Here is a 15,759-nt window from a genome sequence, read left to right on the forward strand (position 1 = left end):
CGAAAAAGAACCAGCTACGACTACTTAGTCTGCCAGTTCGTCGGCGACCGCTTCGACAACTCCGATGGGAACGTCGTACTCGTCGGCTACCGCTTGTGCCTGGGCTGCCGAGATCGAACCGTCCCCAGCGACTGTCTCCGTGCCGGATTCCCGAGGCTGTGACGGCGTTAGCGTTTTATCACTGATGGACAAGCTGACTGCGTCCCATCGGGTGTAGTGACCCATCGCATCGAAGTACGCTTTCGTCGCCCGTCGTTCGTCGTCCCGGAACTCGGCAGTCAGAAGCCCCTCCTCACCGACCAGCGGGCCGGCTTTGACAATACCAGCCGGGTTGATAAGCATACTCCCGCCCGCAGCGACGTTGAATCCGAGTTCCTCCGCCGAGAACCCGTCCGGCACGGCGTCGCTCATGTACGCCGAACACGCGGCGACGAACGACTGGGTTTCGAAGGCATACTCACGCATGGCGGGATAGATATCACAGGTATCCACAGCGTCGCTCGTCTCCGCTCGGGTCTTGTCCCCCGGATGCCCGTGCTGTTCCCAGAAGCCGGGCCAGACGGCGGCGTGTATCTCCTCACCCATCGCGGTTAGCGCCGCCTTCGAGAGTGTCATGTGGTTCTCATAGCAGATGAGCCCACCGAGTCGGCCGACAGCTGTTTCGTACGTAGCCAGACACGACGGATCGCCACGGCCCCAGATGGCACGCTCCTCGTGGGTCGGCATGAGTTTCCGGTGGCGACCCACCAGCTCCCCGGTAATGTCGAAGTAAAACAGCGAATTGTAGAGCGTCTCGCTCCCCTGCCGGTCGCTGATTTCGTTCGTCCCCAGCACAAGCGTGAGGTCGGCTTCCGCGACGGTCTCACCGAGGATATCAATCGCCTCGTCGTCGACGTGGAGGCTATTCTTCTGAAGATCCACCATCAGGTCAGTCCATCTGGGGATGGAAACACTGCCCCGCCAGTATGGATACCCTGGGAAGTACGTCTCCGGAAAAACGACGATGTCTGCACCGTCCCGACCCGCCTGCTCGATATACCGACACGTCTTGTCCAGCGTTCCAGCCTTATCGTGGTAGACGGGCTCTACCTGTGCGGCCGCAAGTGTGAAAGACTCAGATGGCATTCGTTTGTGATGTGTCTTCCAGTGACAAATCAATTGAGCCGACAGCCCGGAACGCGGGCCGCGAACGACGGAGTGCATCAAGTCGTAGCCTACTGGCGTCCGGGCTCCGGGGCCTGCCATGCAACGATGATACCGGCGACAGCGACCACGCCAGCCAGTAAAAACGCCGACGCAAATCCGGCTCTGTTCACCACGGCGCCGCCGGCAATCGGTGCAACGAACGCACCCGCGAGGCCGATACTAGTCTGGAATGCGACCGCCGTTGCAGCGACCCGCAGGTCAACGACCTCTCGGACGTACGTAAACGAGAGGCCAAGCGTCAGTTGGACCGCAAAGCCGATCAACAGAAGGACGGTGACAAGCAACGCCAGCGAGCGAAGCTGCGTGAACCCGAGGAGCAGCGGCGCAGCAAGGCCGAACGAGCACAGCACAACCGGTCGCCGCTTGCCATCGAAGACCCGATCCGATATGAGTCCACCGCTGATTCGAGAGAGCACCCCCACAGCGGGGAACACGGCAACAACGAGCCCACTCACGGCCAGCGAGAAGTTTAGTTCTTGCGTGAGATACGACGAGCCCCAGCTGTTCACAAACAGGTATAGCGCGTAACCGAGGAAGCCGAGAGCCCCGACGAGCCAGACACTCGGGCTCCGCAACACTGCCCCGAATTCTCGCAGAGACGGGGCATCACCCCGACTTCCGCCGTGCCCGCGACTCGCTGGCCAGAAGACGGCCAGGCCGGCGATTGCAGGGCCAATGAAGGCCAGAAGGACAGTCGGCCAGCCGAACCGCTGGGCGATGAGCGGCCCAGTTCCCTGTCCGAGTGCGAAGCCAACCGGGCCGCTGGCGGTGAAGATGCCGACTGCTGTCGCGCGGTGAGAGTCCTCGACAGCCCGGCTCACCATGTCGATACCGGCGTTCCAGACGACGACGTAGGCGGCTCCGCCCAGTGCACGGGATGCGAGGATTGACTCGTACTGGCCGCGCCGGCCGGCTCGCCATCCCCACAGCCCGGCGATGACCAACATGCCTACCGCAATGGCCATCGCGGTTCTCGAATCGGTCCGATCCAGTACAGCACCGGCAGGAAGGCTGACGACGACAGCAGTTCCGAACATGACTCCGACGAGGAGTCCAGCGGCTGTCGGTCCGACCCGCAGTGATTCCTGAATGAGCGGCGTGACGCTTGCAGGGACGATCTCGTATGCGGCCAATCCCATCGAAATCAGGCTCGCACCTGCCACGAGCCACCACGTCGAGTTGGCTGTTCGGACGGCTGTCTCAGCAGTGGGATCCGACATATCGGAGTCAGTCGCCTGTGGTGTCATGCTATCGGCAGAGCGCGTTTGGTCATCGCGGTGTAGTATCGGTATCGGAACTGGCAGTGAAAAAGTCGGGGCAATTCGAATAGCGAACAGTTAGCAGGCGATTCTCGGGCAACACGGGAAGACCTGCTCTGAAGGAGCAATACCAACGAAGACTCACTATGTGCGGATGAGAGAACGGGCGTATTGAACTATACGACTTGAACTAATCGAGACAAGGCAGTGTTACCTAACGCGGCGAATTATGAGTCTACGGTCCGCATACCGCCAGCGTACACACGGTGGTAATTTATGTTATTTGCCCACATTTAGTTCGAGAGAGAAATATTATCTGGAGAAGTTTCGATTGGTTTTGGGGCGAACTCAGGAATTAAACCAGAGAAGGCATCTATTATGCCGGGTTTAGGAATAAAGTTGCCGCCGAGGGGGCATCGCTACCAAGTATTTGTTTGTATCACTGAACGAGGCAGTATTGTATTTCGGGCTATCCGTCTATCGTACTGTACTCGTAGTATTGACTTCGAACTTCGATCTCGTTTTTCGTATATCTGAGTATTTCCAGCAGGTTTGCCATATATCTGGACGTGAATCTATCTCTGGGACCAGTAATACCGAGGGACACCATAACATCCTGTTCGTCGTTGAATATTGGTACAGCGACACCTCGAACACCTCGGAGATGCTCCTCGTCGTCTATCGCATAGCCCTGGTCGCGGATTTGCTCAAGCGCCGCTTCAAGCTCTGACCGGGATGATAGCGTGTTATCAGTCCCCCTCGGAAGCCCATGTTCGGCAACGATTTCGTTTCGTTTGTCCACCGGAAGATGCGCCAGAATGGCTTTGCCCAGCGATGTCCAGTGCATCTCTGTGTGGTTCCCGATAGGGATTTCGTCGCCCGCAGCCTTTCCGCCAGAACTCCTGTAGAGGATGACCCGCTGGCCGTTCTCCTCGATGCCGGCACCAGCAATCTCACCCGTTTCTCTGCTGAGTTCTTCGACTTTATTACGGAGCAGTCGACCAATATCCAGCCGCTGCCGAACACTGCCACCGAGCTCCAGAAAGCGGAACGACCGACGATACTGCCCGGACTCCTTAACAACGGCCTTGTTGAAACCCTTGCGGGCAAACATGATGGAAGAGTAGTCTGAGACAGGATGGATTCCCTGCCGAAGTCACGACTTCTCCGGTTCGTTGAACGAGCTATGGTGCTGGCTCGCCGTGCTGTTACACGGTTTTCGACACGCTATTCTCGCAAGCGGTTCACGCTCCGCCAGCACGTCGTCTTGCTCTGTCTCAAGGTGAAGAAGACGACCACATACCGCGACCTCGTTGATGAACTCATCGAGATGCCTCGCATCCGTGATGCCCTCGATCTCGATTCGATTCCGGCACCCTCGACACTCTGCAAGGCGTTCGACCGCTTGGAGATGGCCGTCTGGCGAGTGTTACTGAACGTCTCGCTCGCTGACGCGCCGCTGAACGGTATCACCGGCATCGATGCTTCGGGGTTCGAGCGGGCGCATGCATCAACTCACTACACGAAGCGAACAAACCTCACCATCCAGCAACTGAAGACGACGCTGTTGGTCGATACGGCGAGCAACGTTGTTCTCGATATTCACGTGACGACGACACGAAAGCACGATACGCAGATTGCGCCGCAGGTAGTGAAACGGAACGCAGGTTCTATCGCAGTCTTGACCGGCGACAAGGGATACGACGACTAGAAACTCCGACAACTCGCCCATGACCTCGATATTCGCCCGTTGATCAAACACCGTGAGTTCACACCTCTCCACAAGGCGTGGAATGAACGGCTTGACAGCGATCTCTACCATCGACGGAATATGGACGAGACAGTTAACGCGGCGATCAAACAGAAATTCGGCGCATTCGTCCGGTCGCGCCGGTGGTGGAAGCAGTTCCGTGAACTCGTCATCAAGTGTGTCGTTCACAATCTGGAGCGAAGCCTCGCTATTTCACACGAAGAGTGCAACTGTCTGTGATTCCGAGAGGAACGGACTGCTGAATATAGAGGTTGTATCGGTCAACTTGGGCTATTGATTACAGGTCTATGAAATTATATTTTGGTAATAATTGATATAAGTCTTCGAGGCCAGATTATTTCATGGGAAATGCAAAGAAATTCTACTACGAGCCACGAGAGAACGAATCGCTCAGTGCAGAGGTCGTAACAGCGGTTGCAAAGGCTCATGACGAGGATGTACTCGAACAGGAGTGGGTCATCAGTGAAGATATCAATTCGGATGCACTCGACGGACTCTTCCAAGAACGCAATCTCAATATGACGCTCACGTTCGAAGCTGATGGAGCAACAGTGACGATTATCGCAGACCGATATGGAAATCCTCAGATCAAGATCGAATCACATCGGAACGATTCTATGACCCGCTCTTTGTAGAATGAGAAAGTAAACGACCGATATGCGCCCTGTGTTCAGCAAGACTGCTGAAACCTATCACTGATTGAGGGTTTCAACAAGGCCGTATTCTGCTATCTTTTCAGCGATTCAGCAGTAGCACTTGCCGTTTGCCGATAAACATGCCTCTAAACGGAATGTTCTAAGCGAAGACCGCATCATAGCCGGTTGCACATACTGGCGATGCTGACGGGTTTTTATAAGATCGCCCGTTGCCGTATGATATGATACGATCCGCTCGGACACTGTGGAGCCGGTATCGATCCATCCCGCTCATCTAGCGGATCTTCGTCGCTTTCGTGGTGGGAACAGGTGCCGGTATCGCGTTCGGGGAACAGATGGCCGTAGTCAGACCAGTGGGCGACCTCTTCCTGTGGCTGCTCAATATGCTGGTCATCCCGATTATCGTCTTCACACTGCTGACCGGCATTCGCCAGCTCTCCCCCGCGAAACTTGGGAAGATTGGTGGTGCGACAGTCGCGCTCTACGCCCTGACGACGACCCTCGCAGGCATCATTGGCCTTGCGGTTGCAAACGTGCTTCAGCCGGGCCGTGGGGTCGAGTTCGGCGGCGGTGAAGCGCAATCGAAAGCGCCACCGTCACTGCTGGATGTGATTCTCGGTATCGTGCCGAACAATCCCGTTGCGGCGCTCGCAGAGGGGAATTTGCTGGCGACGGTTTTCTTCGTCATCGTGTTCGGAATCGCGCTGACGTACGTCCGCTCCCAGTAAGACGCGCTCGCAGAGCGTGTCGATTCAGTGTTCGAGGCCTTTGAAGTGGGTGCTGAAGCGATGTTCGTCATCGTTCGAGGGGTGCTCGAATTCGGCGTACTCGGCGTATTCGCGCTGATGGCGTCCGGAATCGGCACTGAAGGCATCGGCCTGTTTTTTTCGCTGGGCGAGCTCGTGTTGGCAGTCACAATCGCAATCGTCATTCATATCGGCTTCACCTATCTCGTTTTCTTGATGGGCGTGGTCGCAGATGTCTCCCCGATCGCGTTCCTCAACGGGGCAAGAGACGCGATGGTGACCGCATTCGCAACTCGGTCGTCGAGTGGAACGCTCCCTGTCACGATGCGTAATGCGGACGAAGACCTGCAGATCGCCGAGCGGGTGTATTCGTTTACGCTTCCAGTCGGTGCAACGGCGAATATGGATGGGGCCGCCATCCGACAGGCAATCACCGTGATGTTCGCTGCAAACGTCGTCGGACAGCCACTGGTACTTACTGAACAGGTCTTTGTCTTGATAGTGGCTGTCCTCATCAGTATCGGAACCGCTGGCGTTCCGGGAGCAGGCATTGTCATGCTCACTGTAATTCTCACACAGGTTGGCCTCCCGCTGGAGGTCGTTGGGTTCGTCGCGGGCGTGGACCCAATCCTGGGGCGGATTGCGACGATGAACAACGTCACCGGCGACCTCGCGGTTTCGACCGTTGTGGGGAAGTGGAACGACGGACTCGACCGTAGTGAGGGCGTCTGGTCACAAAACCTGAGCGGCGTCGCTGAGTTCGTTCCCGGCGACGATTAGGGCTCCGGGGAGAGCGAGTGAAACAGAACCTAATGCTGGTACAGTTGTTATTCTAATCTATACGCCCCGCGACTGGACTGACAACAGCAGTATGAGCGTTGCTCGGGCCGGATACGCATTTCAGAAGCGTTTGTCGGACCGATTCGTAGTATCACCGCAGTCTCGGAAGCCACGCCGTAACAGTTGCAGTTTACTTTGTTCGCTTCCGTTCCTGCGTCGGGTGGTCTGTGACGTACACTTTCGTCTCGTCCGGAACGTCGTCAGTGACCCAGGAGTTCGCCCCGATGCTGACGTGGTCACCAACAGTAATAGCGCCCAGTACTTTCGTGCCAGCGCCGATGACGACGTGGTCGCCGATGTCCGGGTGTCGTTTGTATCCCTTCTTTAATCTGTGTTCGTCGCTCTCGTCTGCTTCGAAGTGGAGTGCGCCAAGCGTCACGTCCTGATAGAGGCGGACCCACTCCCCCACGGTGGTGGTTTCACCGATGACGACGCCGGTTCCGTGGTCGATGAAGAAGTGATCGCCGATCTCGGCGCCGGGGTGGATGTCGATGCCGGTCTCAGTCTTGGCGTATTCGGTGAGTTCGCGAGCGTACTCGGAGGCCTCGGCCTCGTAGAGAGTATGTGCGACCCGTTGTACGAGTATCGCCATGAAGCCCGGATAGGACCGGATTATCTCCATGTACGTCTTCGCCGCCGGGTCGCCTTTGAACGCGGCCTCGACGTCTTTTTTGAGTCGCCTGCGAACCGCCGGGAGTTGCTCGATGACGGCATCGACTGTTTCAGCGGGGTCCGATCCGGAGTACGGTCTGATACCGGCAAAGAAGAGACCGCCCAGGGTGTCGAGTCGGTCCAGAACGGCGAGTTCGTCCCGGACCAGTTCAGCGGCGTTCCAGCAGGTCGGGAAGAATAGTCGTTTGAGGATGTCGACTTCCGGCCTTCGGTGTTCCCGTCGCGGGAACTCCATCTGTGTCTGGGTCGGGAACGGGTCTTCATCTGCCCGATACGCTGCGAACAGTTTCTCGTGCGCGTCGCCCGTGTAACAGTAGTCCATATCGAGTTGTTGCCCTGAACCACCTTAATTTTGAAACAACAGCTATCTTTTCTCATACATGTTGTGTTCTCGCTTGCGCAGTAACACCAGAACTAACCAGAATCCCAGACTGAGAGGTAACTATTTGATACTGGCTTATCATCGACTCTGTATGAACGGCGAGTGCTACTTCTGCCATGGCATCGTATCAGCACCCGAAGAAGGCCATATCTGGCTGCGTGAGCACGACAGCCACGAAGTGTACATGCACGAACAGTGTGCCAGTGGCCACAACGTCATCGAAGGAGAGCAGAGCCCGGCCGGTGAACTCCTGATTACGTGCCCGGAATGTGGCGAAGTCGAGACAGTGTAACAGCCCACGCAGACACCCTGTAGATGGACATCTGTCCTACGGGAGTGTAATATCGACGCCGGACTGGAGGCTAGCTGCTTTCACTGTATTGTACATCAACATCGCAATGGTGAGCGGGCCGACCCCACCGGGGACCGGCGTGATGGCGTCCGCCTTCGCTTTGGCGCTCTCGAAGTCTACGTCCCCGACAAGTTTGTATCCCTTGTCCGTGTCAGCATCAACCCGATTGATACCGACATCGATGACTGTCGTGCCCTCCGAGAGCATCGCTCCGTCTATCATTTCTGGAACGCCGGCGGCGGCGATCACGATGTCGGCGTTGCGAGTCTTTTCGGCGAGAGCGTCGGTCCGTGAGTGACACACGGTCGTCGTCGCGTTGCCGCCCGGTCCGTACTGGATGAGCAGGTTCGCCATCGGTTTGCCGACGATGTCTGAGCGGCCGACGACGACAGCGTCTTTCCCCGCCGTCTCAACGCCAGTTTCGGCCAGTATTTTCTGTATTCCGTGGGGCGTGCAAGGCTTGTATCGTGCGTTCCCTGCGACGAGCCGGCCGACATTTTCGGGGTGGAACCCGTCGACATCTTTCATCGGGTCGATGCGCTCCAGTACGTCACGCTTGTTCACGTGGTCGGGGACCGGCATCTGGACGAGGATTCCGTGGACGGCTGAGTCCGCGTTTAGTTCGTCGATAGTCGCAAACAGTGTCTCAGCCGGTTCGTCCGGACCGATTTCGTAATGGAACCCGTCGATGCCGATCTCCTCGCAGGCCTGTTGTTTCATCGAGACGTACGTCTCACTCGCGCCGTCGTCGCTCATCAGCACAGTCGCCAGCCCCGGTGTGACGCCCTCGCTGACGAGCGTGTCAGTACACGCAGCCACGCCCTCTGTGATCTGGTCGCCGATCTCGTTACCGTCGATTATCGTTGTCATTATTGCTATGTTCGTTCTCAGCCCGGAATCTCCCGAAAAGGTGTTCGGGAGTGAATCGCTGCTGTCAGTCAGCAATTGGAGACCGGGCAAGCGTTCGATATCCGTCTCAAACCCAGCGGGTATAGTGGGTGATGTGGAATAGTCCAACCGTTGAAGTACCATCGGCTATTCGTCCAGCGAGCAACCACAATCGGTCGACGATTCAACAGCATATCGGGCGGAGGGGCGAGGGACCGAAAGTTTTTGTCCTGACCCATGCTTGGTCTAGACAACCATACCGGGAGGCATGTGCCTCTCGTTCAGGAAACTGCACTATGACTGATATCCGGTTCAGCACCGACAGAGAATCGTTCCTCGAAACTGCAGAACGGGCCCCCGACGGCGCTCGCGTGCCGGTCGAAGCTCGCCTCACAGTCACCGATCCGTTCGAGGCGTATCGCCGCGCCCGCGGCGGGACCACAGACGGGTTCTATCTCGAGACGACCGGCGGGCAGTCCGGCTGGGGGTATTTCGGCGTCGACCCGGTCGAGCAAATCGAGGTCTCCGCAGAGGCGACATCCGCACAGGACGGCAGCAGTCCGAGCATCGACGCCATCGACGAGCTACTCGACCGCGAACACCTAGAGCGGGGCGACTGTACGGTTCCATATCCGTGCGGCGCGTTCGGCTGGCTGTCGTACGACGTCGCACGGGAGCTCGAAGATATCCCGGAGACGACTGTATCAGACGGTCTCCCACGGCTCCAGTTGGGCGTCTTCGAGTGTGTCGCCGCGTGGGAGGAGCCACATGACGGAGAGGTCGAACTGTACCTGACGGCCTGTCCCGTCGTCGACGAGTCGGCCGAGACGGCGTACGAGCGTGGCCGCGAGCTGGTCCGCGAACTGGCCGAGGCCGCCGTTCACGGCGAGGGGCACGTCCAGCCCCAGCCGACTGTGGCAAGTCAGGCCACGTTCGAGAGCGAGTGCGGCGAAGCGGCGTTTGCGGACCGCGTCCGGCAGATAAAACAGTACGTCAGGGACGGCGACACGTTCCAGACAAACGTCTCACACCGGCTGACCGCCCCGGCGGCCGTCCACCCGGTCAATACCTTCGACGCCGTCCGCCGGGTGAATCCGGCCCCGTATTCGGCCCTGCTTGAATTCCCCGGAGTCGACCTCGTCAGCGCCAGCCCGGAGCTGTTGCTTGACGTCGACGGCGACCGGCTGCTCACGGAGCCGATTGCAGGGACGCGCCCTCGCGGCGCGACGCCGGCTGAAGATGAGGAACTCGAGGCGGACCTCTGCAGTGACGAGAAGGAGCGGGCCGAACACGCGATGTTGGTCGACCTCGAACGCAACGACCTCGGGAAGGTCAGCGAGTACGGAACCGTGGACGTCGCCGAGTACCGCCGCGTCGACCGCTATTCGGAGGTGATGCACCTCGTGTCTCTCATCGAAGGGGAACTGCGCGACAGCGTAAGTATCGCCGACGCGGTCGCTGCGGTGTTCCCCGGCGGAACCATCACCGGCGCGCCGAAGCCGCGGACGATGGAGATTATCGATGAGGTGGAACAGACTCGACGGGGGCCATACACCGGCAGTATTGGGGTATTCGGCTTCGACGACCGCGCGACACTGAACATCACCATCAGGACACTGGTCCATTACGACGGCGAGTACCGGCTCCGCGTCGGGAGCGGCATCGTCCACGATTCGGAGCCGGAGGCGGAGTATCAAGAAACGCTGGACAAGGCCCGGGCGCTCGTCACCGCCGTCGACGAAGCGCTGGGCGAGCAGGGGTCCTTTGCGGTCGAGTCCGGGACCGAGCCGATGGAGAAGATGCGATGATACTCATCATAGATAACTACGACTCGTTCGCCTACAATCTGGTCCAGTACGTCGGCGAGTTCGACGAGGTAACCGTCCGCCGGAACGACGCTATCGACGTGGACGGCATTCACGAACTCGACCCGGACGGAATCGTCGTCTCTCCCGGTCCCGGGACGCCAGCGGAGGCCGGCGTGTCAATCGACGTTTTCGCTGCGACAGAGTATCCGGCCCTAGGCGTTTGTCTTGGCCATCAGGCGCTCTGTGCGGCCCACGGAACCCCCGTCGGCCATGCACCGAGTGTGGTCCACGGGAAACCTTCCGAAGTCCGTCACGACGGGACGGAGCTGTACGACGGGGTCGACGACCCGTTCGAGGTCGGGCGGTATCACTCGCTGGCCGTCGAGACTACTGCGCTGCCGGATACGCTCGAGGAGACGGCTCACACTAACGACGAACAGGGGGTCGTGATGGGCGTCCAGCACACTGAGAAGCCACACATCGGCGTTCAGTTCCACCCCGAAAGTATCCTCACCGACGCGGGGAAACAGCTGGTTGAAAACTTCTGTACGGGGATCGCTGAGGGGTGACCACACGGCGGGAGTAGGGCCTACTTCTCTTCGGGCGGGTCCACGTCGTGATGGGTCTGAATATCAGGCAGTTTCCTGACGGCACGTCTGAGGAGTGACGTGTGGCCACGCTCGTCTCGAAGCCAGGTCACAGTCAGCCCGCCGGCTGCCACGAGTGAAATGACGGCGAACGGACCGCCGGTTAGAACAGCCAGCGCCTGTAACGTCTCAGCGCCACCGAGAAGCAACACCGAAACGGCGACCGCTCCCTGAAAAATCCCCCAGAAGACGATATGCGTCGTTGACGGTGCCACGCCCCGTCGCGTCGCCAGTACTGAGACGACGAGTGTCGAGGTGTCCGCTGATGTGGCCATGAACACGATGATGAGCGCGAGAAACAGAAACAGCAGGAGCAGACCCAGCGGCAGCGAGGACAACAGCGGGAATCCAGCGACGGCTTCTGAACCCCCGCGCTGTGCGATAGCGGCGAGAATATCGGCCCGACCCGTTTGCTGGATGAACAGGGATGTGCCACCGAGCAGCAGGAACCAGACCATCGTCGCCACCGAGGTCGCGACGACGCTGGTGAACACGACAGTCCTGACCCGTCGACCGCGGGAGAGGGCGGCCACGAACAGCCCTGCGAACGGAGCCCAGGAGAACCACCACGACCAGTTCCAGACAGTCCACTCCGCGACCCACGCTCCACCGGTGTGGAGACTCAGCGGAACAAACTCCACGATGTAGGTGCCGAGTGCCTGTGTCCCTCGTTGGAGGACGAACGACCGTGGCCCCACAGCGACGATGAGGAGCGTGAACAGACCGAACAAGACAACGTTGAGGCCGGCAATCCGACGGATGCCGCGGTGAATCCCGGTCGCACTGGAGACGACGAATATCAGCGTCAGTCCGCCGACGAACAGGACCGGTCCGACCTCGCCGGCCGCCACACCCCACTGGTAATTGATGCCAGCGAGGAACTGCTCGCTCACGAGTGCGACGGAGGTGGCGATGCCGCCGATAGTGGCAAAGACAGCCAGCGTATCGACCAGTTTGGTCCAGACCGAATCCAGCCCCTCAGTTCCCAGCACCGGTGCCAAGACTGTCGAGACCCGGAGCGGCGCGCCTCGCGTGAACGCGAAGTACGCTATCGGAACGCCGATGACGGCGTACGCGCTCCAGGCCGAGACGCCCCAGTGAAAGAGGGTGTACACCAGCGCACCGTTGATAGCGTCCTGCGACCCGGCGGCGGCCCCGGTGTACGGCGGCGGTTGGTTGAAGTGAAACAGTGCCTCCGTCGGCCCCCAGAACACCAGTCCGGCCGCGATGCCGGCCGTAAACACGAGCGTGAAATAGGTCGGATAGGTGTAACTCGGCTCCGTCTCTGGACCGCCGAGTTTGATATCGCCCCAAGGCCCCAACAGCAGGAACAGGCAGTAACAGACGGAGAGAAAGACGGCAGCGAGAAACAGTGGGCCGCCGCCGCGAAGGGCTGTGGCCGCAGCAGCATCAACAGCACCTGTCGTCCGTGCGGGGAATGCGACCTGAAGCCCGAAGAACGCGGCGAACACGAGCACCGGGAACGCGAGGATGGCTGGTTCGTGCTGGGTGAGAAATCCCCGGACAGCCTGCCGGACGTCGGTCTGTCGGACACGCAGGAAAACATCGGCTGCGGCTGGCGCAGTCGTGTCTTCGGAGTACGGGAGCAGCGCAATGTAACACAGCCCCGAGGTGAAAAACACGAGGGCGACGGTCAACCAGACCGGGCCGGTCACGGCTTCGCCGACGAGCGTCGGAAAAAAGAAGCCCGCAAGCACGAGCGCCCCAGACGCGGCACACAGTGGGATCAGTAGCCGGCCGACTATCTCCGCAATGCCACTTGCGTCCGAGGTGGCCATGCCTCGATATTCAGTATCGAAAACATATATTACTATCCCAGAACGCTGTCGAAGCTGTCGACCGTACCGGTCGAGACTATCGTCGCTGGAGTGGTGGCCGGGTCACTCGGAGTTGGCAGGGTCGCTGTCGTCGGTCCCGATGCTGGTCAGCAACGAGTCCGTTGACCCGCGGCCCAGCACCGACTGTCCAAGAAGCCGTCCGCCGATGGAACGGGGATTGATAACCTCGTCAGCGCCGACTGCGCGGAACTTTTCGACGTGCTTCTGGTCAGTCGCCGCTGCGACCGTACGGATGTCCGGATTGACGTTCTTCGTCGCGATGACGGCCAGTACATCGCGTGCGTCGTCGTTGCTCCCCACCACAACACCACTTGCAGTTCCGACGCGGGCATCTCTGAGAACAGCCTCGTCGGTGGGGTCGCCGGTGAGCAGGTTCACACCTTCGCCCTGCAGCGACGCGACCGTGTCCTCGTCGGGCGTAACAACGACCACCTCAGTTTCGTCGCCCAGTTCCTTGAGCAGCGATGCCGTAACGTCTCCGTGTCCGAGAACCACGACGTGGTCCTCGAGGAGTGTGAGTTCTGATGCGGTCATGACTCCGAACGCTGTCGCCATTCGTGATTCGATAGCTGGCCCGATGAGCGCGCCCACGGCGACGGTGAACGCGCCGGTCCCGAACAGAATGATCGAGAGCGAGAACCACCGTGCCTCCGCCGTTACGGGGGTGATGTCGCCGTAGCCGACCGTCGCGATGGTGACGATGACGTAGTAGACGGCGTCCCCCCAACTGTCGAGTTCGAGAAACTGGCCCCGTAGCCCGTAAGCGCCCACAGTTCCGTAGAGAATGACCCCGAAAATCGCTGACAGCGACGCAATCTGAATCGGCGAGAGGTCGAGCGGCTGGTCGAACCGGTGTCGGTTTCGGAGTAACAGCGGGTACGTGACCAGCGTCATCACCAGCAGGGGGATGTCCGTGGGCTGAAACGTGGCAAGCGGCAAGAACACCAGCCCGAGAAGCACGACAGCTGCCACACGCCAGGCAAGCCGTTTGCGCCGCTGGAGTCCGACTGTCAGGATGCCGAGTAGGAACGCGAACAACACGCCGCCGAACCGGACGGCGGGTAACGGAAGGGTGACGACTGTGCTCAGCGGACCATGCATCGCAAGCGACGCCCGACTGAGATTCGAAAGCCCGGTCACGAACGCGAGGAGCGCAACCATGCCGGTCAGGACGACCGTCGGCTTCGCACCGGATAGCTCGTCCCATTCGACGAATGGAACCCTGTCGGCCGGATAGAACACGTCCTCAAGTGTCCGGTCCGACGAGTCTTCTGGGACGTTATCCATTGTCACAGTGTTCTCGGAGTCGACATAAAAAACACGCGGCGAGTGGACACCGAACTCAAGACAATGGGCTCCGTACGATGGTGTCAATGCGTCGATTGTACGGTCCCAGGTGTCGCTGTTCGTCAGGAGTACGTAAACGGAGTTGGAACCGGCGTACGCGGAGGTCGGACAGATGAACGCCGCCGTCCTGTTCGGACTGGGGACGATGATAGCCTGGGGGTTCTGGATCGCGTTTGGCAACGTCGCATCGAGCACAATGGACCCTGAAACCGCGGCGTTTGTCTCCTATGCAGCCGCGACAGTCGTCACAGGCATCTACGTCGCGGTCTCTGACGCGTCGCTCGTCGTCACGAATCGAGGGTTGTTGTTCGCCGGCGCAGCCGGTGTCGCGGCAGCCGTCGGCGTGGTTTCGACGTTCGTCGGCGTAACAGTGGGATCGACATCGGTGGTCTCTACCATCGGCGGGATGTACTTCATCACTGCTGCAGTCATCGGCGTCATCGCCTTCGGAGAATCGATGACCCTGACCAAAGCCGCGGGCATCGGGCTGGCGCTGACCGCGATTATCGTCATCAATCAATGACGGGACACAACTGGTAAGCGCCCGAGAACGTTGTGTGAGCGTGACCTACAACGGCAGGGATTTATACAACGAGGGCAGGTTTGTCCGAGTATGAAGCGAACAATCAGCACCGACGACGCACCGGCCGCAGTCGGCGCGTACAGTCAGGCCACGTCGAACGGCGACCTCCTCATCACCGCCGGACAGCTCCCGCTAACGACAGACGGCGAACTGCTCGACGACGAACCAGTCGCCGACCAGACACGGCAATGTCTCCACAACGTCGAGGCGATTCTGGAGTCGGACGGGCTCTCGCTCGACGATGTGCTCAAGACCACTGTCTATCTCGACGACATCGACGATTTCGACGCATTCAATGAAGCCTACAGCGAGTTCTTCGAATCGGACCCACCAGCGCGGAGCGCCGTCGGCGTTGGTGCGGTCCCGAAGGGAGCAGCGGTCGAAATCGAGGCTATCGCCACCACCGACTAGCCAAGGGGGCCGGTTCGTATCTTACCGTAGCTCCATCTGCTCGGCCCGCTCAGTAGCCAGCGCGGTCAATTCGTCGACACTGCTGTCCGAGCGGTCCGCAAGGACGCGGAGCAACATCCCGAGCTGTATGGCCGCTGCCTCGCGGAGTTCCGCGGCCTCCTCAGTGTCGTTGCCGAAGTAGTACTCGTGGCGGCCGTCCTCGTGGATGATACCTGTGTACACCGAGCGCAGGTCGGATTCGGTTATCGCGGCTGACGCCTCCGTCTTGACTTCCTCGAATCGCGGGTTCATGGTTTCGCTTGTGACACCGTTCCGCTCCCTCATTATTTCGA

The 15,759-nt window shown here is 59.5% G+C and carries 13 protein-coding genes and 3 pseudogenes; 8 read left to right on the forward strand and 8 right to left on the reverse strand.

The genetic code is table 11. From position 1 onward, the window contains the following. Positions 1 to 24: 24 nt before the first annotated feature. The 3 genes and pseudogenes from D3D01_RS13275 to D3D01_RS13285 form a co-directional block, all read right to left on the reverse strand. The gene (locus D3D01_RS13275) at positions 25 to 1,125 is read right to left on the reverse strand and encodes a carbon-nitrogen hydrolase family protein (protein ID WP_121512507.1); all 1,101 of its coding nucleotides are present in this window, start codon (positions 1,123 to 1,125) and stop codon (positions 25 to 27) included. 89 nt (positions 1,126 to 1,214) lie between these two features. Continuing rightward, complete coding sequence (locus D3D01_RS13280; RefSeq protein WP_121512508.1) at positions 1,215 to 2,453, reverse strand: MFS transporter; 1,239 nt, start codon at positions 2,451 to 2,453, stop codon at positions 1,215 to 1,217. 481 nt (positions 2,454 to 2,934) lie between these two features. Beyond that, positions 2,935 to 3,549: pseudogene (locus D3D01_RS13285) on the reverse strand (IclR family transcriptional regulator); the annotation flags it as partial. A gap of 54 nt (positions 3,550 to 3,603) precedes the next feature. Between D3D01_RS13285 and D3D01_RS13290 the strand changes: the two are divergent. From D3D01_RS13290 to D3D01_RS13300, 3 genes and pseudogenes are all read left to right on the forward strand, one after another. Further along, positions 3,604 to 4,455: pseudogene (locus D3D01_RS13290) on the forward strand (IS5 family transposase). A gap of 122 nt (positions 4,456 to 4,577) precedes the next feature. Then, positions 4,578 to 4,871, forward strand: coding sequence for a HalOD1 output domain-containing protein (locus tag D3D01_RS13295; RefSeq protein WP_121512509.1), 294 nt, complete (start codon positions 4,578 to 4,580; stop codon positions 4,869 to 4,871). Positions 4,872 to 5,173: 302 nt separating this feature from the next. Next, positions 5,174 to 6,418 (forward strand): annotated as a pseudogene (locus D3D01_RS13300) (dicarboxylate/amino acid:cation symporter). A gap of 190 nt (positions 6,419 to 6,608) precedes the next feature. On the opposite strand, the gene epsC reads toward D3D01_RS13300, so the two are convergent. After that, positions 6,609 to 7,472: a serine O-acetyltransferase EpsC gene (gene epsC, locus D3D01_RS13305; protein WP_101351766.1), complete on the reverse strand. Its 864-nt coding sequence runs from the start codon at positions 7,470 to 7,472 to the stop codon at positions 6,609 to 6,611. Between the two features lie 151 nt (positions 7,473 to 7,623). Here epsC and D3D01_RS13310 point away from each other — a divergent pair, with 151 nt between their 5' ends. Next, on the forward strand, positions 7,624 to 7,824 hold the full coding sequence (locus D3D01_RS13310; RefSeq protein WP_121512510.1) for a hypothetical protein: 201 nt from the start codon (positions 7,624 to 7,626) through the stop codon (positions 7,822 to 7,824). A 36-nt stretch (positions 7,825 to 7,860) separates the two neighbouring features. On the opposite strand, the gene D3D01_RS13315 is transcribed toward D3D01_RS13310, so the two are convergent. Beyond that, positions 7,861 to 8,754, reverse strand: a complete 894-nt coding sequence (locus D3D01_RS13315) for a bifunctional methylenetetrahydrofolate dehydrogenase/methenyltetrahydrofolate cyclohydrolase (protein ID WP_121512511.1) — start codon at positions 8,752 to 8,754, stop codon at positions 7,861 to 7,863. Positions 8,755 to 9,068: 314 nt separating this feature from the next. Between D3D01_RS13315 and pabB the strand changes: the two genes are divergently transcribed. Both pabB and D3D01_RS13325 read left to right on the forward strand, forming a co-directional pair. Further along, positions 9,069 to 10,580 (forward strand): aminodeoxychorismate synthase, component I, encoded by a 1,512-nt coding sequence (pabB, locus tag D3D01_RS13320; RefSeq protein ID WP_121512512.1) that lies wholly within the window; start codon positions 9,069 to 9,071, stop codon positions 10,578 to 10,580. After that, positions 10,577 to 11,149: an aminodeoxychorismate/anthranilate synthase component II gene (locus D3D01_RS13325; protein WP_101351762.1), complete on the forward strand. Its 573-nt coding sequence runs from the start codon at positions 10,577 to 10,579 to the stop codon at positions 11,147 to 11,149. The genes pabB and D3D01_RS13325 overlap by 4 nt, the downstream gene beginning before the upstream one ends. 20 nt (positions 11,150 to 11,169) lie before the next feature. Here D3D01_RS13325 and D3D01_RS13330 read toward each other — a convergent pair whose 3' ends face one another. After that, positions 11,170 to 13,026, reverse strand: coding sequence for a BCCT family transporter (locus D3D01_RS13330; protein WP_121512513.1), 1,857 nt, complete (start codon positions 13,024 to 13,026; stop codon positions 11,170 to 11,172). A 102-nt stretch (positions 13,027 to 13,128) separates the two neighbouring features. Further along, on the reverse strand, positions 13,129 to 14,373 hold the full coding sequence (locus tag D3D01_RS13335; protein WP_121512514.1) for an NAD-binding protein: 1,245 nt from the start codon (positions 14,371 to 14,373) through the stop codon (positions 13,129 to 13,131). 172 nt (positions 14,374 to 14,545) lie between these two features. On the opposite strand from D3D01_RS13335, the gene D3D01_RS13340 reads away from it, so the two are divergent. Together D3D01_RS13340 and D3D01_RS13345 are read left to right on the forward strand one after the other, a co-directional pair. Further along, positions 14,546 to 14,956: an EamA family transporter gene (locus tag D3D01_RS13340; protein ID WP_121512657.1), complete on the forward strand. Its 411-nt coding sequence runs from the start codon at positions 14,546 to 14,548 to the stop codon at positions 14,954 to 14,956. A gap of 90 nt (positions 14,957 to 15,046) precedes the next feature. Further along, the gene (locus D3D01_RS13345; RefSeq protein ID WP_101351758.1) at positions 15,047 to 15,427 is read left to right on the forward strand and encodes a Rid family detoxifying hydrolase; all 381 of its coding nucleotides are present in this window, start codon (positions 15,047 to 15,049) and stop codon (positions 15,425 to 15,427) included. Between the two features lie 21 nt (positions 15,428 to 15,448). Here the strand turns inward: D3D01_RS13345 and D3D01_RS13350 are convergent, their stop codons facing one another. Then, positions 15,449 to 15,718 carry a hypothetical protein gene (locus D3D01_RS13350; protein WP_101351931.1) on the reverse strand — a complete coding sequence of 90 codons (270 nt, stop codon included), beginning with the start codon at positions 15,716 to 15,718 and terminating at the stop codon, positions 15,449 to 15,451. Positions 15,719 to 15,759: the final 41 nt, after the last annotated feature.

Source organism: Haloarcula sp. Atlit-7R, assembly GCF_003666065.1.
GTDB classification, from domain to species: domain Archaea; phylum Halobacteriota; class Halobacteria; order Halobacteriales; family Haloarculaceae; genus Haloarcula; species Haloarcula taiwanensis.